This is a genomic window from Dokdonella soli (assembly GCF_039523175.1).
In the GTDB taxonomy this organism is placed as follows: Bacteria; Pseudomonadota; Gammaproteobacteria; order Xanthomonadales; family Rhodanobacteraceae; genus Dokdonella_A; species Dokdonella_A soli.
The window spans coordinates 197739-218181 of record NZ_BAAAEU010000001.1 but is presented as its reverse complement, the minus strand read 5'-3'; the positions used below and the strand labels follow the sequence as shown (position 1 = coordinate 218181).

The following is a 20443-nucleotide window of genomic DNA, read 5'->3' as shown; positions in this document are numbered from 1 at the left end:
TGGCTGTATCAGGTGGTACATACATTGGTGTCATGCCAGTCGATGTCGGCATTTCGACCATGACTTCCGGCCCGTTCACTAGTATCAACTGAGTACTATGATCAACCCATGCCTATAAGCAGGTGAAGGGCAGGGCGATGGTCGATACCGAAGTTCATCTGTGGAAATTCCACAAGGAGTTGAGTGCCGGCATCGTCTCGCTGGTGCTGCTTGCCGTGCTCGCACGCGCGAAGCAGCCGATGTACGGCTACCAGATTGCCAAGCAGCTCGACGAGACCGGCGAGGGCGTGCTCAGCGGCAAGCAGAGCGCGCTGTATCCGGTGCTGCGCAGTCTGAGCGCGGCAGGCCTGCTGATCAGCCAGGTCGAGCCGTCTGTCAGCGGGCCGCCACGCCGCTACTACCGGATCACGACACTCGGTCGCCGCGTGCTGGACGAATGGACGTACGCGTGGACCACGACCCGCGATTTTGTGAACACCGTGCTGGAGGAATCATGACGACGCCGCGAACCATCGAGGAATACCTTGATCAGCTGCGTGCCGCGTTGAGCGGCGCCGATCCGGCCCTGGTCCAGGACGCGCTCTACGACGCCGAAGATCACCTGCGTTCGGAGTTGGCGGAGAATTCCGGCAAGTCCGAGGCGGAAGTGCTGGCGAAGATCGCAACCAGCTACGGCGCGCCGGAGGAAGTCGCCGGGATCTATGTCGACAAGGAACATCAGGTCCAGCACGCGCTGCGTCCGCCTCCGCTGAAGCCGCGCAGCAGCACGCTCGGGCGTTTCTTCGGCATCGTCGCCGACCCGCGTGCGTATGCGGCACTGTTCTACATGCTGCTGTCGCTCGCCACCGGCATCTTCTATTTCACCTGGGCGGTGACCGGGATTTCGTTGTCGATCGGCCTGTCGATCCTGATCTTCGGCATCGCGTTTGCGGTGCTGTTCTTCGGCACCGTGCGCGTGCTGTCGCTGGTCGAGGGGCGCATCATCGAGGTCATGCTCGGCGAACGCATGCCGCGCCGCCCGCTGTATTCGGATCGTGACAAGCCGCTGCGCGAGCGCGTCAAGGAGATGTTCACCGATCCGCGCACCTGGTCGACGCTGCTCTACATGCTGTTGATGCTGCCGCTCGGCATCCTCTATTTCACCACCGCAATCGTGGGTTTGAGCGTCTCGATCTCGCTCGCGGTCAGCCCCATCGTCAAGGCGATCACGGGTTGGGGCATCATCAATATCAACGACGACCACTACGCGCCCCCACTCTGGGCGACGCCATTCACGCTGGTGATCGGGGTGTTCCTGTTCGTCGCCCTGCTGCACTTGGCGCGTGGCGTTGGCCATCTGCAGGGTGCGCTGGCCAAGCATCTGCTGGTGAAATCGGCCGCCTGACGAGAGTCGCCAACGACAGCGATGAACGCGGTCTTGCGGGAAGATCGTTCAACGCGTGGCGATGGTGCCGATGATCGCATCGCGCGCGCGCAGGCGCGCCAGGATCGCGGCGCCCGAAGCGCGCAGCGCCGGATCGTCACCGCGACCAAGTTCGTGCAGCAGCGCATCGAGGCAGACGAGTCCGGCGTGGTTCCGGTTTACCTGCAGCCGTTCGATCAGCAGCGCGGTCAACGCGTCGATCTCGAGGAAGCGCACGACATCATCGCGACCGCGTGAGAGCAGGAGCAGCACCGGTTGTGGCGCCGGTTCGTGCGGCCGGAAGTCGGGACCGATCCGGTGCACCGGAAACCGGTACGCCAGCACGCGCGCCAGCGGTGAAACCAGCGGCACGCCGGTCAGTACGTCGCCTTGCGGGTCGTGTGCAATCTTCCCGATATCGTGCTCGTCCAGACTCAGCGCGAGCTCGCTCCATTCGTAGTGCGCGAGTTCGATCAGGAATGGCGGATCACCGGCACCGCTTTCGCTGCGGTCCTCGAGGTGGCGGATGAACTCGCGTGCGATCTCGGTGAACAGCGGTGTGTGCGAACGATGCATGCGATAGAAATCGCGCACGAGTCCACGCCATGCGCTCTCGTCGTGGAGCGTGCGGATCACCGGGAAATTCGCAGCGAGCAGGCTCTCGATGTTGTTGAAGAAGAGCTCGGTGTAGACCGTCATGCGCCGCGGTTCGATATCGGCCGGTCGCGGTGAATTCTCCGGGTCGCGGATATGCGCGGCGAATGCATATTGCAGATCCTGCAGGATCCCGCAGGTCGGGGCGGCGCTTGCAGAGCTCATGGGAACATCACGTCATCCCGACCATGGAGTGGCCGGGATCCGGGCCTAGGGAGGGAAACAACGAGCGGACCTCACGCATCTGCTGCTCGGCCTGGATCGCGCGTACCCTTTCGACTTCGGCGATCAGTTCGGCCAGTGGCGGAAAATTGAAATCGCGTTCGACCAGCGTCGGGCGCACGCCGAAATTCCGGTACGCGCGTGCGAGCAACTGCCAGACTGGATCGATGATCGCGGCGCCGTGCGTGTCGACGAGCAGGTCGGGCGCTTCGACGTAGTGCCCGGCAATGTGCATGTAGGAAACGCGCTCGCCCGGCAACGCATCGAGAAATGCATTTGCGTCATAGCCGTGGTTGACGCTGTTGACGTGGATGTTGTTGACGTCCAGCAGCAGGTCGCAATCAGCCTCGGCGAGCACCGCATTCACGAAATCGATCTCGCGCATCTGCTGGCCTGGCGCGGCGTAGTACGAGACATTCTCGACCGCGATGCGCTGGCCAAGGATGTCCTGGGTGCGACGGATCCGTGCAGCGACCCAGCGCACGGCTTCCTCGGTGAACGGAATCGGCATCAGATCGTAGAGATGGCCATCGTCAGAACAGTAGGAAAGGTGCTCGGAGTAGACCGCGATGCCGTGCGCATCGAGCAATCGGCGGATGCGCGCGAGCAGCGTCTCATCGAGCGGTGCGGGACCGCCGAGCGACAGCGACAGGCCATGGCAGACGAACGGATGGCGTTCGGTCAATGCGCGCAGCGCGCGTCCGAGCTTGCCACCGACGCCGATCCAGTTCTCCGGTGCGATCTCGAGAAAGTCGATCGGTGTATCGCCACCTTGGTCGTGCGCGAAATGGTCCTGCAGCGGGCCCAGGAGGGCCCGCCGCAAGCCAAGTCCGGCACTGTGCGGCGATAAGCGCGGACTCACCGTCATCCGATCAGCCGTGAGCGCCGCAGGAGCCTTCGGCGCCCTTTTCCTTCTTGTCGCCGCCGCAGGAGCCTTCCGCGCCCTTGGTGGCTGCCTTCTTGTCACCGCCACAGGAGCCTTCGGCGCCTTTCTTGTCCTTGTGGTGGCCCTTGTCCATCGCGGCGTGCATCGCGGCGAGTTCGGTCGCGTCGAGCTGGCCATCGCCGTTCTTGTCCCAGGCCTTGAACTGACTCTCGCTGAAACCGCCGGCCTTCGCCTCTTCCATCGACACCTTGCCGTCGCCGTCCTTGTCGAGTTTCGCGACGCCACACCTGCCTTCACCGCATTTGCCTTCGCCGGCCATCGCGAGCATGTAGCCGGAGGCAAGGTCACCGGCCTGGAACGCCGGGCTGGCCGCGGCGAGCTGGCTCAGCGACAGGGAACCGATGAACGCAGCGCCAATCGCGACGCCGAGGGTATTGCCGAACTTGCTGGACATTGGGGTGATCTCCGTGGGTTGAAAACGGGCAGGTTGCCCGTCGGGTTGAGCCGGTGCACCGGCGGTCGTCGTGGAGGCGAACGTTAGGCTCTCTTCGCTGAATGCGTTGTTATCTGACATCACCGGACGGCGATGTTTCATTCCATCCGGCGCGTGAACGCATCGTTGCGTCGATTGCTGCGTCGCAGCGCCCGTCGTCTGTCGACGGGACCGCCGTCTGGTCCGGAATCTTTCAATGGATAAGCGAGCGCCGTAGCAGCGGATGCTCGCGGGCGACCGTCCGCGCCGGTGCAGTCGGGGTGATTCCAGGGATCCAAAAAAAACCCGCCGTCGGAGAGAGGCCGAGCGGCGGGCGCTTGCCAGGAGCCGAGGGAGTTCTCTGTCGAAGCCGTTCGCGACGGCCGCGTCATCGATGGGTCGGTCCTGGAACGGGAGCGTGAACGATCGGCACGGACCGCGCATTCGCTTTCCATGCGTGTTTCATTCCAGATCGATGATCGATGCCTGTACGAGCGAGTGCAGGTCGGCCTTCCGCTGATGCCTTTCGCGATAACGCCGCCGATCGAGTCGGCCCGGACACGCCTCGGACGCAGGGACTCCGATGAACCGCCGCGCCCGGCCTACGGTATGCGCGCGGCGGCCGATACGCCGCCCGGTGCCGACAACTGCAAAAGCGGTGCCGGAATCGTGCGCTCGCCGGCCAGCCCTTGCCGCGCTGGCCGCGCGGCATCCCGATCGGCGCACGGCGGCACACGCCGGTGTGCATCGCGCTTCAGGCACGCTGCTCGCTGTCCGCGAAGGTCATCTGCCGATCCTTGGTGGGCGCATTGGTTGCGGTGTTGGAACGTCCTGATGTCGGCGCGTGGCTACATCGGTCATTCGACTCAAATTGCCATGACTTTGTGAGGCGCGGCTCAGGTCGCGTTCAAGCCGGCCCTGCCGCCCTGGCCGGATGCTCACGAGCGTCCCGCCTCCGGGATTCGTTGCCACTCGATCGGTTCGAAGCGAGCGGAAGGAGCTTGGGCCAGCGGGCGCGCTTCGCGCGCCCTGTCTGCGCTGGCGTCTTGCCGGCATTGGAGGAAGGGGGCTCCTCCTGCCGGTGGCGAAGGGTTCGCCGGCTTGTGTCGCGTCACCGGATTCATTTCGCATCATCGGTTTCATCTGGAGAGCAGTAATGAAAACAAGCAACAACAGGCCGTGGCAGCTCGCAGCCGCGATCGCAACGCTGGTCGCCGCTGCGGGCGCCGGCTCGAATCCCGTGGTGGCAGGTCCCGTACTGGACACCGGCATCGGTCCAGCCGTCGGGCCGGACGACCATGTAGTCCTGGACGGCAAGGGACGTGCCGGCGCGCTACTTCGTGCAATTCCGCGAGGCGCCGCTTGCGCTCTATGACGGCAGTGACCCGCAACTCGCCGCGATCCCGCGCGTGACCAAGACCGACGGGCGCAACAAGCTCGACACCCAAAGTGCCCAGGCGCAGCAGTACGTGGCCCACCTGGCCACGGTCCAGACGCAGCATCTCGGCGCCGTATCGAGCGCACTCGGCCGCGCTGTCACGCCGCTACGCACGATGCGCCATGCGCTCAACGCCGCCGTTGTCGAACTGACAGCGGCCGAGGCAAAGCGCGCTGCCACGGCCGACGGCGTTCTCTCCGTGCGTCCGGTCGGCAGCCATGCGCTGGCGACGGATCTGGGTCCGCAATTCATCGGGGCGACCGCGTTGTGGGCGATCCCGAACGGCATCACCGATGACATCTTCGCCAGCAATTTCGACGGCAACACGCCGCCGTCGAAGTGCAGCGCGGCGCTCGGCGACGGCGTCGTGGTCGGCGACATCGACACCGGCTACAACAGCCTCAGCCCCTCGTTTGCTCCGGTCGACGACACCGGCTATGCGATCACGAACCCGCTGGGCGCAGGTCACTATCTCGGCCAGTGCAGCGTGGCGGGAATCAGCAAGGCGGGGTGCAACAACAAGGTCATCGGCGTCTACGACGAGATCGACGACGGCGTCACCGTGCCATATTCGGTCGAGGACACGCAGGGCCACGGCAGCCACACCGCATCGACGGCGGCCGGTGATTCGCGCTCGGCAACGCTGAACGGATACACCACCCACATCTCGGGCATGGCACCGCACGCGAACCTGGTGGTTTTCTACGGTTGCGCACCGGCGCCGAAGAACTGTCCCGATGACGCGCTGGCCCATGCGGCGGATGACGCCGTGGCCGGTGGCGTCGTCGACGTGATCAACTTCTCGATCAGCGGCGGCTTCGATCAGTGGAACGAGCCGACATCGAAGGCGTTCCTTGCCGCCGAAACGGCCGGCATCTTCATCGCCGCGGCAGGCGGCAACACCAGCGCGTCCACGCCGGCCGCGATCGCGGGCACGGTGAATCACTTCGAGCCGTGGGTCACGACCGTCGCGGCGGCCAACCACACCGGCGGCGCGATCGCGCCGAACATGTCCGTCACCGGACCCGGTACGCCGCCGGCCAACACCCAGAACATCGGACTCACGGAAACCCAGGGCGACACGCCGCTCGCGGCGACCATGCCCGGCACGACGCCGTTCAAGCTGAGTCCGCAATTCCACAATACCGACACGACCGGCACCGATGGATGCGCGGCCTATCCGGCGAACACGTTCCAGAACGCCATCGCCCTGGTCAGGAGCTTGCTCGGCCCGGCGGCGATCGACGTCATCAAGCCGGAAGTGCAGGCGCCGGGCACGAATATCCTGGCCGCGGTCAGCAACGATGGCACCACGAACGGCCCCAATCTCGTCGCGCTGTTCAACGGCACGTCGATGGCGACCCCGCACACCACCGGTGCGGGCGCATTGCTGAGCGGCCTGCATCCCAGCAGCAGGCACGGCCAAGGCCGGCCCGCGCGGGAGGGATGGGAATCCATTGATTCGCGATGGTGCCACTGCGGAGCCGGCAAAAAAAGCGGGTGGCCATTCCCTGAGCTTCTAGCGCATGTTGTCCGCGAGCTCGTGCCGCCGATCTGCAGACGTCATTCCGGTCGGCGCAGTGGGAGCCGATCGATGGAGAGGTTGCCCGATGGAGTGATGAGGTTGAGTCCGCTCGCTGAGCCGCGCCATGACCGGCGGATGGCGCAAAGCCATCCGTCGGACGCTTGCTCTGCTAACAAGGATTTCCAAGGGAAAACAACGCCTTGGAATTCTGTGGAATGAAATGCGAATGAGGTCGGAGCGCGATCGGAACGAGGCAGGAGTGCATGGCCTGCCATCAGGCTGATACCCATTGAGCCACGCTGGTTCGATATGTGTCAGATCGGCGACGCTGTCCAAATTTCATTCAGAACACGTCCATCTTGGGGGTTCCATGCGCAACACCTTGTCCGCCGTTATCGCACTGGCTGTCTGTGGCGTAGCCCACGCCGACGTCGTCACCTTCTCGCCTTTCGACATCAGTCAGATTTCGCCCGCCTCCATCGGCAGGCTCTCGCCCAACGGCGCGTATCTGGTCGGCACGAACAGCACCGGTGCGACGGGCTTCCGTTACAACATGGCGACTCGGCAGGTCGACCTCCTGACGATGGGCGTGTTAGGCGTCAACAGCGCCGGCACGCTGGCGGGTGCTCTCCTCGTCAACGGCGGTACCAGCCAAGGCGGCACCGATACCGGCGCGTATGCACCGATCGGCAGCAACCCGGTCGCGATTTCCAATCCATTGCTCGAAGACTCCGGTGCCTACGGCATTTCCGACGACGGCACCCTGGTTGGCCTGTCCACCACCCACACAGGCATACAGGGCGTTGGTAGCGCCTATGTGTGGAGCGCGGCCGCCGGCATGAAGAAACTGCCGGTCAATCGCACGATTGCGTACTCGCGCGCGAATGGCATCAGCACCGACGGCCATATCATCTATGGCTGGAACGACGAGACCTACGGTTTCCGTACCGGCGTGATCTGGGTGGATGGCGCGCCGCAGGACATCGGCCTCTCGCCGAGTCTGCCCTACGGCGAGGCGGATGGCATTAGCGCGAACGATCAGTTCGTGGTTGGCAGCTATAGCAGCGACATCAATGGCAACTCCGGCGGCTGGCGTTGGAACCGGGCGGACAATTCGGTCCTGTTCATCCCGGACATGGATCATTCGTTCGCCGTTTCCAATGACGGCAAGACCATCGTCGGCAACGCGGGCTTCTTCAACGCGAATTACACCGATCCGCTCACTGCGCTGATCTGGCACGAAGGCGTCGGCACGATGAGGTTGGTGGACTGGATCACCGCCAACGGCGGTACGGTACCGGCCGACTGGAACGTGAATCTCGACGGCGCCGTGCGGGCGCTGTCCAGCGATGCCACATTTGTCGCTGGCTGGTCCGCGAGTTCGACGGCCGCGTCCTACACGGTGCAGGTAACGCCGGACAAGCTGTTCTCGGATGCTTTCGACGGTACCTCGCTCGGTGTCTTCGCGACGCTGTCGCCGAGCACGATCCTCGCGCAGGGCGCACAAGGCGCACCGGCCACGTTGACCATCGACCTCGACAATCCCGGCAAGGCCGACGCGACGCTGACCAGCGATTTCATCGACCAGCTCCCGTTCGGACTGGTCATCGCCGCCACGCCGAACGCCTCCAATACCTGCAGCGCCGATCCGCTGGTCGCGTATGCGGGCTACGACACCATCACGTTGCATGGCGGCGCCGTCATCCCGGCCGGTCGTCACTGCGTGATCTCGATCGCGGTCACCTCGAACCTGAGCGGCACCTACCAGAACGTGATTCCGACAGGTTCGCTGGTGACCTCCGCCGGCCAGAACCGGACGGATTCCAATACGTCGCTTCAGGTGATCCCGGGTGGCAACGGCGTCGTGCATTCGCCCACGCTCAATCACGTGATGGTCGACGCCACTGCCGGTTCGACGATCAACTGGGTCACTGGCGCGATCGACGACGCCGGCCCGAAGTCGGGCCCGTGGGATCTCAACCTGTTTGATGCCAGCGGTGGCCACCTGACCTTCACGACGGTCAAGACGAACATGGATGGCCTGGCGGTTGACACCGGCAACAACGTGATCGTGATGCATCCCGGCGACGTGGTCGGACCGTCGACCTACTTGACCTACGGTTCCACCGCATTCCTGACCTCGCCCGCGTGGCTGGCCGGCGTGGATGGCTATGTCGGCTTCCGTTTCCAGTGCGACAAGCCCCGTCAGGTCAATCAGGTCGCAGGTGGCTTCTGCTATGGCTACGCTCGCGTGCAGACCACGGCGGGTACCACGGGCTATCCGGTGACGCTCGTCAGCTACGCCTTCGATGGCGACGGCAGGGCGATCACGGTGGGGCAGTAAGGCCCTCGCGGCGGCGATCCGACGATCGCCGCCGCATACCAGTCCCTCAAGCGCCGTTCACCTGCTCTCGGACGGCGTCTTTTTGGGTCGGGGCGTGTTGTGTGAAAACGGAAGCCGTTGTCCGGAATTTCGCAGTGAAGGCTCACGCTGGGGGAGTCGGCTAGTCGCGCGACACGTTCGCGGGTCGATCGATCAGCAAAGCGGGCAACGCACGCTCTCCGGCCAGGCTGCGCGCGCGCGCCAACGCATTTTCGGCGCCGGTCCGTTGTCCGACCGCGTTATACAGCCGGGCTTGCAGCAGGGCGCACGCGAAATCACGGTCGGTCCAGCGAGCGATTCGCGCGATGACCTGATTGGCAAGATCGAGTCGACCGTCTTTGATCAGCGCATTGCCGAAGGACTCGACGACTTCGGCGAGATCGTCCGGAACGTCCCAGTGTTCGGCGGCCTCAAGCGCTGCGCCATAGGCCTTGTCGGCTTCGTCGGTTCGATGCAGGTCGCGCGCGTGTTCCGCGCCGGCCAGCGCGGCATACAAAACCGGCGGCGATGCCGGCTGCATCGTCGTGGCCCATTGCGAAAACTCGCGAACCTGGGAGGTCGCCTCGTCGACATGGCCACCGGCTTGCAACGCGCGTGTCAGCACGCGCCATGCGCGCGCACGCTCGTGCTGCTCATCGACGGTTTGCAGCGCGGCCACCGCAATCCGAGCCTCCTTTTCAGCCGTCACGGCGTCGCCGGCAGCCAGCGCCAACTGCGCGCGCGTGGACGCGATATCGCCGGGCAGGCCGGCATGTTTGCCTTGTGCGACGTCGGTTTTCAGCTTGTCTAGCAGGTGGATCGCTTCGGCGATGCGGCCGTTCGCCGCGAGCGCGCGAGCGCGCTGCACGCCGAGCGTGGCGCGAATGTGAGCGTTGTCGCGCTGGTCGAACTGCGCGTCGATCGCATCGGCGGTCACCAGTGCGCCAGCCGGATCGAGCAGGGCCAATTGGGCCTTGACCTCGGCGGCGACGGTGAGGAGGCGCCCGGTCACCGCGCCGAAAAGTCGGAAGCATTCAGCCGCGCGCTGCAACAGCGGCAAGCCTTCCGCCGGTCGGCCGCGAACGACGTCGAGCGCGCCTTCGTTCGCATCGACGCGCGCCAGCGCGAGCGTGTCGCCGGCGAGGTCGAGCTGCACGCGCGCCCGCGCCAGCGCATCGCTTGCCTGCGCGTAGCGGCCGAGATTCATGAACGCGCCGGCAAGTCCGGTATAGATCTCGCCGAGTTCGGCTGGCTGGTTGTCGCGCAGCCGCAGCGTCAAGGCTTCGGAAAAAAGGGGTTCGGCGTCAGCGCTCCGATCTTCCTGCACGTCGATGGAGGCCAGCGCGTACAGCGCGCGGGCACGCAGGGCCGGATCGCGTTCGGCGGGAACTTCGCGCAGCAGCGCACCCAGATGGGTACGCGCCAAATCGAACGCGCCCGTTCGCCACTCGATCCGCGCCAACACGAGACGCACGGCAGGCAGTTCGCGCTGGGCCGGTGGCACGGCGTCCATCACGCGCTTGGCACCCGCGAAATCCGAACCCAGCAGCGCATCGGCGCGTTGCAGCAACTGGTCGGTGGTGGGCATTGCGGAGCCTTGTTCGTGTGGCGGTGATTTGCCGAGCGCGAGCAGCAACCGATCAGTGGCGGAATCCGCGGCGACCACCACATCGGCGCCGACGCCTTCGACCAGCCGTGTCGAGCGATCGCCTTCGTGGACGTCCAGTTGCACGCGCCAGCCCGTCGCTGTCCTGATGGCTTGTGGCAGCACCACATAGCGCGCGCCGGTCGCGGCGCGCACGCTGGTATCGGGAATCGTCGCGGTCTGGGGCAAGGCGCGCGTCAGCGCCACGACGTTGCTGCTCGGCACGACTGCAAAGCCGGCGAGATGCAGGCGGCGTCCGATCTGGTCCATCAGGCCGAGCCGCAGCCAGAACCAGTCGTCACCGGCGCTATGCGAGACAGGCATCACAGCGACGGTGCCATCCTGACTCGGGATGCTCGCGCCCCGTTCGGCCACTGCCGCCTGCTCAGGCGTTCGCTCCTGCGACGGCGATCCGGGGCGATCCGGTTTGTCGCCGCGCCATGCGTGGATCGCAGCCAGCGTCATAGCGAGGGCCGCCAGCGTAACGGCGACCACGCCACCAGTCCGCGCGACCGATGACCGACGAGGCGGTGGCGATGGCGGCTCACTCAGTCGCATCTCGTCGTCCGTGGCCGCGGGGATGGGCGGGGCGGGCGCAGCCACCTCCGGCACCAGCGCGGGTTTGTGCACAGGCGCAGTGGCGGGAGAGTGAGCGGTTTCGATCGACGTCTCGGCGATCCAGCGATAGCCGAAGCGGCGCACGGTGCGGATCGCGGGCTGTTCCTGACTGGTGTCTCCGATCGCGCGACGGGCTTTCAGCACGGTCTGGCCAAGCTGGGTGTCGCTGACGTTGGCGCGGCCCCACACCGCGGCGATCAATTCGTCGCGGCTGACCGCGCGCTCGCGGTTCTCGATCAGGTAGATCAGGCAGTCGAACACCTTGGGTGACAGTTCGACCACCTTGCCGTCACGACGCAACTCACGCGCAGCGGTATCGGCGCTGCAACCCAGAAATTGATATTGCTCGGAATTCATTGGCGGAAGGGTAGTCTGTGGTGAAGCGCGGCGCCATGTCCGCAAAGCAGGACATTCGCGGCTGCTCGGCGATGGGGCGCGTGCACGTGTGACAAAGGGCGCGCCAATAAATATGGGGCGTAGCAACACGCTCCTCTTGTTTCCTGACAGTGCGGTCACGAAGAACGCCGATCCGTGCGGGGCGCTGATTGCCGGGGCCACGATCTGCAGCAGTTCTCCGGGTTCTCGCCTGTAGTCGCGAGCTGTTCCGCAGGCCCGCACGTTGCAGGTTCACGTCGTGCCAATGCCGCCCGCTGAAACTGTCATGACATTGTCAGGGGCGTTTGATGTTGCCCATGCCCACGGGGATGAGACTCGCGAAGGTCCCGGAAGGGGGACTCACGACCATAGCTACTTCATCGGTGCGAGGGGAATGAAACGACACACTGCAGGCACCGCATTGCGGGCCCTGTCCCTGATGGCTCTCGCCGGCTGTGCAAACGCAGTCTGGGCACAGACGGCCCCAGCGAACGACACGTGGACCAACGCGATCCAGATCAACAATCCGGCTGCGCCCGTTGCGCTCACGCCGGCGACGCCGCACAGCGGCACGGTGGCGAACGTCAATCTCGCGACCGTGGATGCCACGGATCCGATGATCACCTGCAAGAACGTGACATTCGTCAACCCGGCTCCCGCGGCGTTCAATGCGGCAGAGGGCCAGATGGCCGACACGGTCTGGTACACGTACACGACCGGTGCTGCCGTCGAGTACGTGAACATCAAGGCGACCGAGGCGAGCTTCACCGTCGCGGGGTTCGACCCGGTGATCGCCGTGTGGACGGGAACGCCGACGTCCGGTTTCCGGATGGTGACCGGCGGCTGCAACGACGACGGCTTGCCGGCCAGCACCAACAACAACTTCGCGCGCATCGCCGGCCTGAGGCTGCAGCCGAACACGACCTACAGCATCGAGGTCGCGTTCAATCCGGGCACGACACCGTCGGCCACCTCGGTGTTGAAGATCGATATGGCGGCTGCGACCCGGATCGTCGTCGACACGACCGCCGACCCGGTGCCAGTCAACTTCAGCGGCTGGACGACACCGGCGGGATCCAACCCTGCGCAACCACGGCCCGTTCGCGAACACCGCTCGTGTCTGCAGACGAGCGAGCGGTACGGGAGATTGCGCGTCAGCTACTGGCTGAGCGATTCACGTGGCCAAAGCCCCCGGCTTTGTCGTGAAGCACTCAGCCCGCGATCAGCCACGTTGCGAGGCCGAGGAACAGGCCAAGGCTGGCGACGTCGGTGGCCTTGGTCAGGAAGATGCTTGATGCAGTCGCCGGATCGGCGCCGAGGCGTTTCAGGATCTGCGGCACGCCAGCGCCGACGATCCCTGCCAGCACACAGCTGCCGGTGAGTGCGGCGAACGTGATCACTGCGAGCACGAAGGCCTGCGGATGGCCCTGGTAGCGCGCGAGTGCCAACATCGCGAGCGCGGCGACCAGGCCGGTCAGCGCGCCGTTGAGGAATCCCAGCCAGGCCTCCTTGGCGAGCAGGATCCAGCCGCGACCCGGCTTCAGCTCGCCGAACGTGAGGCCGCGCAGGGTGACCGCGAGCGCCTGGCTGCCGGTGTTGTTGCACTGGTCCGACAGCACCGGCAGGAACACCGCGAGCAGCACGATGTGATTGATCGTGTTCTGGAACGAACCGACCACGGTCGCGGTGATGAACGTCGTCAGCAGGTTGATCTGCAGCCACGGATTGCGGAAGCGCAGGCTGCGCAGCCAAGGCGTCGCCAGTCGCTCCTCCTTCTCGACGCCGACCATTGCGCCCGCCTGGGCGCTGATCTCGAACGCCTGCTCCTCGAACAGCACGGCACCGCGCACGATGCCGATCAGGCGGCCGTCGGCATCGCTGACGGGATACACCGGATAGTGCCGGCGCACGACCTCGCGCATCGCGTCGATCACTTCCGTGTCGGGCCGCAACGCGAACGGCCGCACGATCATGATGTCGGCCAGACGCTGCCCGGGCTGCGCGAACGCGAGTTCGCGGAACGCGACCAGTCCGATCAGGTGGCGTTCGCCGTCGATCACGAACACGTAGGTGACCAAGGTATGCGAGACGATCGGGCGCAGAGTCTGGATGACTTCGGTCACGGTCGCATCGGGCGGGAACACGGCGGGCGGCGGTTCCATCAGGCGGCCGATCGAACCTTCCGGCCAGTGCTGCCCGCTCAGCCACTGGCCATCCTCGCCCTGGCCGGCTGCGAACGCGATCTGCCGACGGCGTTCCGGACCGAAGCGATCCATGATCGCGACGGCACGCCCCGGGCCGAGCCCGTGCAGCAAGCGCGCGATGGCGGGGTTCGGCAATGGGGCGAGGCGCGTGACGGTGCCGTCGGCATCGAGTTCGCGGAGTTCGTCGATCGTCACGTTGTCCTGTTGCATCGCGGAACCCCTGGTCGGCGGCGCGATGCTATCTGATGCCTGGCCGCGCATATAGCGTTCGGCACGGCAGTGCTGGCGTGGCATCGCCATCTCATCGGAGGTGTGCCGGATCCGCCATTCATGGCATCTTTACCATGCGGGGACGACCATGCCCGTCTGCAAACCAACCAAGGGAATCCTGCGATGAGAAATCATTTCGTGTCGATGGTGCTGGCGGGGATCGCGGTCGTGACGATGGCCGGCTGCGTCGCGACGCCACCGCGTGCGAGGTACAGCTATGACGATTCCTATTATCAGCGGCGGGCGGAGTATGACTGCTCGCGGTGCGGCGTGATTCGCGACGTCAGCCAGGTCTATGTGCGCGAGAATTCAACGGGCGGTGGCGGCGCCGTGCTTGGCGCGATCATCGGCGGCGTGCTCGGCAATACGCTTGGCCACGGACGCGGGCGGACAGCCACGACGGTCGCCGGCGCAGTCGCCGGCGGCTTCGCCGGCAATGCGATCGAGCGCAACAGCAACGATCGTGGCGATCGCCCCGCGTGGCAATTCAACGTGAGGCTCGACAACGGGCAATGGGCGACCGTGACGCAGTGGGACAACGACGACCTGCGTCCGGGCGATCGCGTGATGATCCGTGACAATCACCTGATGCGCCTGCGCTGATCAATCGGCACCGACTTCCGGCCGCGGGTGCGTGCGTGGCAGTCCGTGGAAAGACGAACGGCGGAGGCTTTGGCCTCCGCCGTTTTCGTGTACGCCGGATCTCAGTGTATGCGGCGATACGAAGCCGCAGCGTGAACGCCAATCCAGTTTGGCCGGATCAATGCGATCCCGGATGAATCGCATCAATTAATACGATAGAAGTTGTGCGCGCCGATCGTTGCCAGCGGCGGCCCCTTGATCCAGGCCGGCGACACCGAGTCGACGACGACGAAATGATCGGCATTCGGCACGACGAACTTGCGCTGCTTGATCGGCAGCGACCACATCTCGATCGTGCGACCGGCGATCTTCCACGCCGTCTGCCACGCTTCTGGACTGTCCAGCACGAAGTTCTCCTTCGTCGTCGCCGTCGCGAACTGGCCGGGTGCGCGTACGACATCGCACACGGTCGTTCCCCAGCGTCCGGTTTCGCGGCGACGCATCGCGACCTCGGCGACGGCCATCTGCCCGACCTTCGATTCGCTGCGGGCTTCCAGATAGACCGTCGTCGCCAGGCAGACCTGGTCCGACGCGGGTTGCGGCAATGCGGATGCCAGCCACAACAGGAAAGCGAGTTTCATTTTTCACCTCTCATTCACGACAGCACAGCCCGAGGTTCGAGCCATCACGCGGTTTTGAAAGCGCCGCATGGGTTCCGGGTGCAAGGAGCGCACCGCGTGTACCTGTTCCATCGATGTGATTGCAAAGTGTGGCGTGCGCGCGAAAAGGTTCGCGCTCGTCAACGCCTGCCGGTCGCGTCTGCCGCCCCGGCAGTCGTCCCGACGTTTGTACTTCGTGCCGACGCTATCTGCGCGGCGTGGATCGCGGCGCCTCGTTGCGGCGCGATCAAGATGATTCATTACACACAAAAACGCCCTGACTGAGCAGGGCGTGGATGTGGAGCCTACGCGATCGGAGCGGGCGTGTCGCTGAACGAGCGATCCTCGTTCAGTTTCCCGTAAGGAAGCCTTCGGTCAGGAATTTCACAAACGGCAGCGCGTGCAATTTTTATTAGTGCGCAACGTATATTTGTTTCTATTGAAACAATTCGACACGAGAGCCGGTCGCAGTGACAAGCGAGGAGGGCGACGACGACGTCGACTCCAGCACCGCAAGCGCCGCACTCGTACCGTCGCGCTCAGCAGCGGAGTAGAGCACCTGGCCGACCGCGCGGCCGGCCTCGCCGAGGATCGCCATGCCGGGTGGAGGCGGCGCGCCGTGCACGCGCAGGCGCTGCGAATGACGCTTGTTGCCGCCGCGGAAATGAAGGCGTGCGGCGACTTCCTGTCCCGGGTAGCAGCCCTTGTCGAAACGGATCGCGTCGACGCTCTCGAGGTCGAGCGCCTGCGGCACGAACTCGCCGCTCAGCTCCGGCGCGAGCAGCGGCAGGCCGGCCTCGATATCGGCGAGCCGCCATCGACTCAAGGCTTCGGGGTCAGCTGATGAGGCGTGTGTGGGCGCGATCCACGCGATGCGATCCGGAGTACCTGGCTGCCGCAGCAGCTGGCCGCCGTCGTGTGCAATGACCTCGTGCGGTTGCAGCGCAGTCGGCACATCGGCCCTCTCCATTGCATGCAGCGTCCAACTCCGCGTCTCGAGTTTTACGGCGGCACGGAACACGAAGCGCGCGAGCGCCTCGCGCATCGGCTCGGCGCCACCGAGCGGCAGCCACGCGAGCAGGCACGACGGTTCAGGGTGGAGCAGCGCGAAAAACGACCGCACGCGTCCCTGCGCGTCGAGCCAGGCGCTCCACTGCCAATCGCCGGCGGCGAGTGCCTTCACGTCGCTGGTGAATTGCGCGTGCGCGAAGGAGGTCGCGTCCGCGCCCGAGAGTGCGAGAAGTTCGGCAGGGCAGAGCGGAGCGGGCATGAAGGTTCGATAGGTGAAGGACGATTCTTCACTCTAGCACCCGCGGGAATGTGCCCCGCGCAGGCGTCGGCAGCGTGCGGGAGTCGGCGGCGGCCGGATTCACACGCGCTCCGTGGTTGTCTCGATGCGTGACTGGGTTTAACCTTTGCGCCGCATCGCACCATGTCCGAATCCAGACCTTCCCCCGCCGAGCAGCAGACGCCACCGACGGCCAGCGTCCCGCCCGACGCGCCGGCGGAGTCTGCGGTCGAGATCGGTGGACGCACGTCGGGTCTTGATCCGACGCGATACGGGGATTGGGAAAAGAACGGCCGCTGCATCGATTTCTGATGCGAGCCGCGCGTCGTCGCGCGGCGCGGTGAGACTCAACTTTCGTCAGCACGAGCCAGCCATGCCAGCCACTGCGCGACCTTTGTCACCGCACCTCTCGATCTACCGCTGGCAGATCCAGATGGTCACCTCGATCGTGCATCGTGCGACCGGCGTAGCGCTTGCCGCCGGCACGATCCTGCTTGTCGTCGCGCTGCTCGCGCTGGCCTCGGGGCCGGATGCCTACGCCGACGTAAGCGCGTTTTGCACATCATGGATCGGGACCATCCTGCTGTTCGGCTGGACCTGGGCGCTCGCATTCCATCTGCTCAACGGCATCCGTCATCTGCTGCAGGACGTCGGATTCGGCTACCTGCCGGTGCAGTTCGTGCGCAACGGCTGGATCGTCAGCATCGGCAGCTTCGTGCTGACCGCACTGGTCTGGGCGTGCGTAGTCGCACAGCGGGGTGGCGCATGAGCACGCAGCTGCGTACACCGCTGAAGAATGCGGTCGGGCTCGGTTCCGCGAAGCACGGCGTGCATCATTTCATCGTGCAGCGCCTGACCGCGGTTGCGCTCGCGATTCTCTCCCTCTGGTTCATCTGGACCGTACTGACGCTGTTGCACCTCGACTATGCCGGCGCGCATGCGCTGATCGCGCAACCGTTCAACGCGGTGCTGATGCTAGCCTTCGTGGTTGCCGTGTTCTGGCACGCGCAGCTCGGTCTGCAGGTCGTGATCGAGGACTACGTGCATACGCCGGGACTCGCCCTGCTGTCGCAGGTCGTGGTCAAGTTCCTGTGTTTCCTCGGCGCCGCCGCGAGCGTGCTTGCCGTTCTCCGCATCGCATTGGGACGCTGATCGATGGAAAGCTACAAGATCCAGGAACACAAGGTCGACATCGTCGTCGTCGGCGCCGGCGGCGCAGGTTTGCGCGCGACCTTCGGTCTCGCCGCGACCGGCCTGCAAACCGCCTGCATCACCAAGGTGTTCCCGACGCGCTCACACACGGTCGCGGCGCAGGGCGGCATCTCGGCCGCGCTCGGCAACATGGGCGAGGACGATTGGCGTTTCCACTTCTACGACACGATCAAGGGTTCCGACTGGCTCGGTGACCAGGACGCGATCGAGTACATGTGCAAGGAGGCGCCGGCCGCGATCATCGAGCTCGAGCACTACGGCGTGCCGTTCTCGCGCACTGACGAGGGCAAGATCTACCAGCGCCCGTTCGGCGGCATGACCACGCACTACGGCAAGGGCACCGCGCAGCGCACCTGCGCCGCCGCGGACCGTACCGGCCACGCGATCCTGCACACGCTGTACCAGCAGTCGCTGAAGCATGATGCGCGCTTTTTCATCGAATACTTCGCGCTCGACCTGATCTTCGACAGCGAAGGCGTCTGCCGCGGCGTGCTCGCGCTCGACATGTCCGAAGGCACCTTGCACCTGTTCCGCGCGCACGGCGTCGTGCTCGCGACTGGCGGCTACGGCCGCGCCTACTTCAGCGCGACCTCGGCGCACACCTGCACCGGCGACGGCGGCGGCCTCGCGCTGCGCGCCGGCTTGCCGATGCAGGACATGGAGTTCGTGCAGTTCCACCCGACCGGCATCTACGGCTCGGGCTGCCTGATCACCGAAGGCTCGCGCGGTGAGGGCGGTTACCTCACGAACTCGAAAGGCGAGCGCTTCATGGAGCGCTACGCGCCGAACGCGAAGGATCTCGCCTCGCGCGACGTGGTCAGCCGCTCGATGACGATCGAGATCCGCGAGGGCCGCGGCGTCGGCGAGCACAAGGACCACATCAACCTGAACCTGATGCACCTCGGCGCCGAGGTGCTGCACGAGAAGCTGCCGGGCATTTCCGAATCCGCGCGCATCTTCGCCGGCGTCGACGTGACCAAGCAGCCGATCCCGGTGATTCCAACCGTGCACTACAACATGGGCGGCGTGCCGACCAACTACCACGGCGAAGTCGTGCGCAAGGTTGGCAATGATCCGGATGCAGTGGTGCAGGGCCTGTACGCGATCGGTGAGGCGGCGTGCGTGTCGGTGCACGGTGCCAACCGGCTCGGGTCCAATTCGCTGCTCGACCTCGTCGTGTTCGGCCGCGCAGTCGCGCAGCGCTGCGCGGCGACGATCAAGCCGGGCCAAGCGCACAAGGAACTGCCGACCTCGATCTGCGACAAGGCGCTGGCGAATCTCGACCGCCTGCGCAACGCGAACGGCTCGACACCGACCGCGGACATCCGCATGGCGATGCAGAAGACCATGCAGGCCGACGCGGCCGTGTTCCGCACTGCGGACACGCTGCAGGAAGGCTGCGCGAAGATGGACCAGGTGTTCGCGTCGTTCGACGACGTGAAGGTGTCCGATCGTTCGCTGGTCTGGAACTCGGATCTGATCGAGACGCTGGAACTGCAGAACCTGCTCTACAACGCGGTCGCGACGATCAACTCGGCCGAGCAGCGCCACGAGAGCCGTGGCGCGCACGCGCGCGAGGATTTCCCGGATCGCGACGACACCAACTGGATGAAGCACACGCTGGTCAATGTCGACGAAAAGGGCAAGTGCGCGTTCGACTTCAGGCCGGTGCACATGAATACGTTGACCACCGACGTCGAAGCGGTTCCGCCGAAGAAACGCGTGTATTGAAGGCCGGGAATGGAGAATCGGGAATTGGGAATCGGAAGGAGCCGGTACCCACGCAGTCCCACTTCAAAGCTATTCCCGAATCGCTATTCCCTATTCCCGGTTTTCCGACAATGGCCGAATTCACTCTTCCCAAGAACTCCAAGATCAAGGCCGGCAAGCACCATCCCGCCATGGCCGAGGCGAAGAACATCCGCACGTTCCGCGTCTACCGCTGGAGCCCGGACGACGGCGAGAATCCGCGTGTCGACACCTACGATGTCGACATGTCGACCTGCGGGCCGATGGTTCTCGACGCGCTGATCAAGATCAAGAACGAGATCGACCCGACCTTGACGTTTCGCCGCTCCTGCCGCGAGGGCATCTGCGGCTCGTGCGCGATGAACATCGACGGTACGAACACGCTCGCCTGTACCAAGGCGATCGGGGATTGCCCGTCCGGCGACGTGAAGATCTATCCGCTGCCGCACATGCCGGTGGTCAAGGACCTTGTCCCCGACCTCACGCACTTCTACGCGCAGTACGCGTCGATCAAGCCGTGGATCCGAACCGAGACGCCGCCGCCGCCGGACAAGGAGCGCCTGCAGTCGAAGGAAGACCGCGCCAAACTCGACGGTTTGTACGAGTGCATCCTGTGCGCCTGCTGTACGACGTCCTGCCCGAGCTACTGGTGGAACAGCGACCGCTACCTTGGTCCGGCCGTGCTGTTGCAGGCCTATCGCTGGATCGTCGATTCGCGAGACGAGGACACCGGGGCGCGCCTCGACGAGCTCGAGGATCCGTTCAAGCTCTATCGCTGCCACACGATCATGAACTGCGCGCGGACTTGTCCGAAGGGACTCAATCCCGCCAAGGCGATCGCCGAGGTCAAGAAGCTGATCGTCGAGCGCGTCGGCTGAGG

Annotated in this window: 19 protein-coding genes; 10 read left to right on the top strand and 9 right to left on the bottom strand. The window is 65.1% G+C overall.

Annotated features, from left to right (window positions below; all coding sequences use genetic code 11):
- Nucleotides 1-137 precede the first annotated feature (137 nt).
- Together ABD002_RS01000 and ABD002_RS00995 are read left to right on the top strand one after the other, a co-directional pair.
- The gene (locus ABD002_RS01000) at nucleotides 138-497 is read left to right on the top strand and encodes a PadR family transcriptional regulator (protein ID WP_343786225.1); all 360 of its coding nucleotides are present in this window, start codon (nucleotides 138-140) and stop codon (nucleotides 495-497) included.
- Nucleotides 494-1384 (top strand): sensor domain-containing protein, encoded by an 891-nt coding sequence (locus tag ABD002_RS00995; RefSeq protein ID WP_343786223.1) that lies wholly within the window; start codon nucleotides 494-496, stop codon nucleotides 1382-1384. The genes ABD002_RS01000 and ABD002_RS00995 overlap by 4 nt, the downstream gene beginning before the upstream one ends.
- A 48-nt stretch (nucleotides 1385-1432) precedes the next feature.
- Here the strand turns inward: ABD002_RS00995 and ABD002_RS00990 are convergent, their stop codons facing one another.
- From ABD002_RS00990 to ABD002_RS00980, 3 genes are read right to left on the bottom strand one after another with little or no spacing between them, the layout of a single operon-like run.
- On the bottom strand, nucleotides 1433-2221 hold the full coding sequence (locus ABD002_RS00990) for an HvfC family RiPP maturation protein (RefSeq protein ID WP_343786221.1): 789 nt from the start codon (nucleotides 2219-2221) through the stop codon (nucleotides 1433-1435).
- 7 nt (nucleotides 2222-2228) lie between these two features.
- Nucleotides 2229-3146 carry an HvfB family MNIO-type RiPP peptide maturase gene (locus ABD002_RS00985; protein ID WP_343786219.1) on the bottom strand — a complete coding sequence of 306 codons (918 nt, stop codon included), beginning with the start codon at nucleotides 3144-3146 and terminating at the stop codon, nucleotides 2229-2231.
- A 4-nt stretch (nucleotides 3147-3150) separates the two neighbouring features.
- A complete protein-coding gene (locus ABD002_RS00980) occupies nucleotides 3151-3618 on the bottom strand; it encodes an HvfA family oxazolone/thioamide-modified RiPP metallophore (protein WP_343786217.1) in 468 nt (155 codons plus the stop codon).
- 1340 nt (nucleotides 3619-4958) lie between these two features.
- Between ABD002_RS00980 and ABD002_RS00975 the strand changes: the two genes are divergently transcribed.
- Nucleotides 4959-6818 carry a S8 family serine peptidase gene (locus ABD002_RS00975; RefSeq protein WP_343786216.1) on the top strand — a complete coding sequence of 620 codons (1860 nt, stop codon included), beginning with the start codon at nucleotides 4959-4961 and terminating at the stop codon, nucleotides 6816-6818.
- Between the two features lie 163 nt (nucleotides 6819-6981).
- Nucleotides 6982-8943, top strand: a complete 1962-nt coding sequence (locus tag ABD002_RS00970; RefSeq protein ID WP_343786214.1) for a DUF7933 domain-containing protein — start codon at nucleotides 6982-6984, stop codon at nucleotides 8941-8943.
- Nucleotides 8944-9103: 160 nt separating this feature from the next.
- Here the strand turns inward: ABD002_RS00970 and ABD002_RS00965 are convergent, their stop codons facing one another.
- The 4 genes from ABD002_RS00965 to ABD002_RS00950 form a co-directional block, all read right to left on the bottom strand.
- Entirely contained in the window at nucleotides 9104-11581 is a 2478-nt protein-coding gene (locus ABD002_RS00965) for a winged helix-turn-helix domain-containing protein (protein WP_343786212.1), read from the bottom strand.
- 390 nt (nucleotides 11582-11971) lie between these two features.
- Entirely contained in the window at nucleotides 11972-12475 is a 504-nt protein-coding gene (locus tag ABD002_RS00960; RefSeq protein ID WP_343786209.1) for a hypothetical protein, read from the bottom strand.
- 48 nt (nucleotides 12476-12523) lie between these two features.
- Nucleotides 12524-12679: a hypothetical protein gene (locus ABD002_RS00955; RefSeq protein WP_343786207.1), complete on the bottom strand. Its 156-nt coding sequence runs from the start codon at nucleotides 12677-12679 to the stop codon at nucleotides 12524-12526.
- A 131-nt stretch (nucleotides 12680-12810) separates the two neighbouring features.
- Nucleotides 12811-14013: a magnesium transporter gene (locus ABD002_RS00950; protein ID WP_343786205.1), complete on the bottom strand. Its 1203-nt coding sequence runs from the start codon at nucleotides 14011-14013 to the stop codon at nucleotides 12811-12813.
- 183 nt (nucleotides 14014-14196) lie between these two features.
- Between ABD002_RS00950 and ABD002_RS00945 the strand changes: the two genes are divergently transcribed.
- Nucleotides 14197-14676, top strand: coding sequence for an outer membrane lipoprotein (locus ABD002_RS00945; RefSeq protein ID WP_343786203.1), 480 nt, complete (start codon nucleotides 14197-14199; stop codon nucleotides 14674-14676).
- Between the two features lie 182 nt (nucleotides 14677-14858).
- Here the strand turns inward: ABD002_RS00945 and ABD002_RS00940 are convergent, their stop codons facing one another.
- Both ABD002_RS00940 and ygfZ read right to left on the bottom strand, forming a co-directional pair.
- Nucleotides 14859-15296, bottom strand: coding sequence for a cell wall hydrolase (locus tag ABD002_RS00940; RefSeq protein ID WP_343786202.1), 438 nt, complete (start codon nucleotides 15294-15296; stop codon nucleotides 14859-14861).
- A gap of 454 nt (nucleotides 15297-15750) precedes the next feature.
- Nucleotides 15751-16584, bottom strand: coding sequence for a CAF17-like 4Fe-4S cluster assembly/insertion protein YgfZ (ygfZ, locus tag ABD002_RS00935; protein ID WP_343786200.1), 834 nt, complete (start codon nucleotides 16582-16584; stop codon nucleotides 15751-15753).
- Between the two features lie 162 nt (nucleotides 16585-16746).
- Here ygfZ and ABD002_RS00930 point away from each other — a divergent pair, with 162 nt between their 5' ends.
- The 5 genes from ABD002_RS00930 to ABD002_RS00910 all read left to right on the top strand — a co-directional run bounded on the left by ABD002_RS00930 (nucleotide 16747) and on the right by ABD002_RS00910 (nucleotide 20441).
- Nucleotides 16747-16914, top strand: coding sequence for a DUF1674 domain-containing protein (locus ABD002_RS00930; protein WP_343786198.1), 168 nt, complete (start codon nucleotides 16747-16749; stop codon nucleotides 16912-16914).
- A 61-nt stretch (nucleotides 16915-16975) separates the two neighbouring features.
- A complete protein-coding gene (sdhC, locus tag ABD002_RS00925; RefSeq protein WP_343786196.1) occupies nucleotides 16976-17371 on the top strand; it encodes a succinate dehydrogenase, cytochrome b556 subunit in 396 nt (131 codons plus the stop codon).
- Nucleotides 17368-17754, top strand: a complete 387-nt coding sequence (gene sdhD, locus ABD002_RS00920; RefSeq protein ID WP_343786194.1) for a succinate dehydrogenase, hydrophobic membrane anchor protein — start codon at nucleotides 17368-17370, stop codon at nucleotides 17752-17754. The genes sdhC and sdhD overlap by 4 nt, the downstream gene beginning before the upstream one ends.
- Before the next feature lie 3 nt (nucleotides 17755-17757).
- Entirely contained in the window at nucleotides 17758-19545 is a 1788-nt protein-coding gene (gene sdhA, locus ABD002_RS00915) for a succinate dehydrogenase flavoprotein subunit (protein ID WP_343786192.1), read from the top strand.
- Nucleotides 19546-19655: 110 nt separating this feature from the next.
- Nucleotides 19656-20441: a succinate dehydrogenase iron-sulfur subunit gene (locus ABD002_RS00910; RefSeq protein ID WP_343786190.1), complete on the top strand. Its 786-nt coding sequence runs from the start codon at nucleotides 19656-19658 to the stop codon at nucleotides 20439-20441.
- Nucleotides 20442-20443 lie beyond the last annotated feature (2 nt).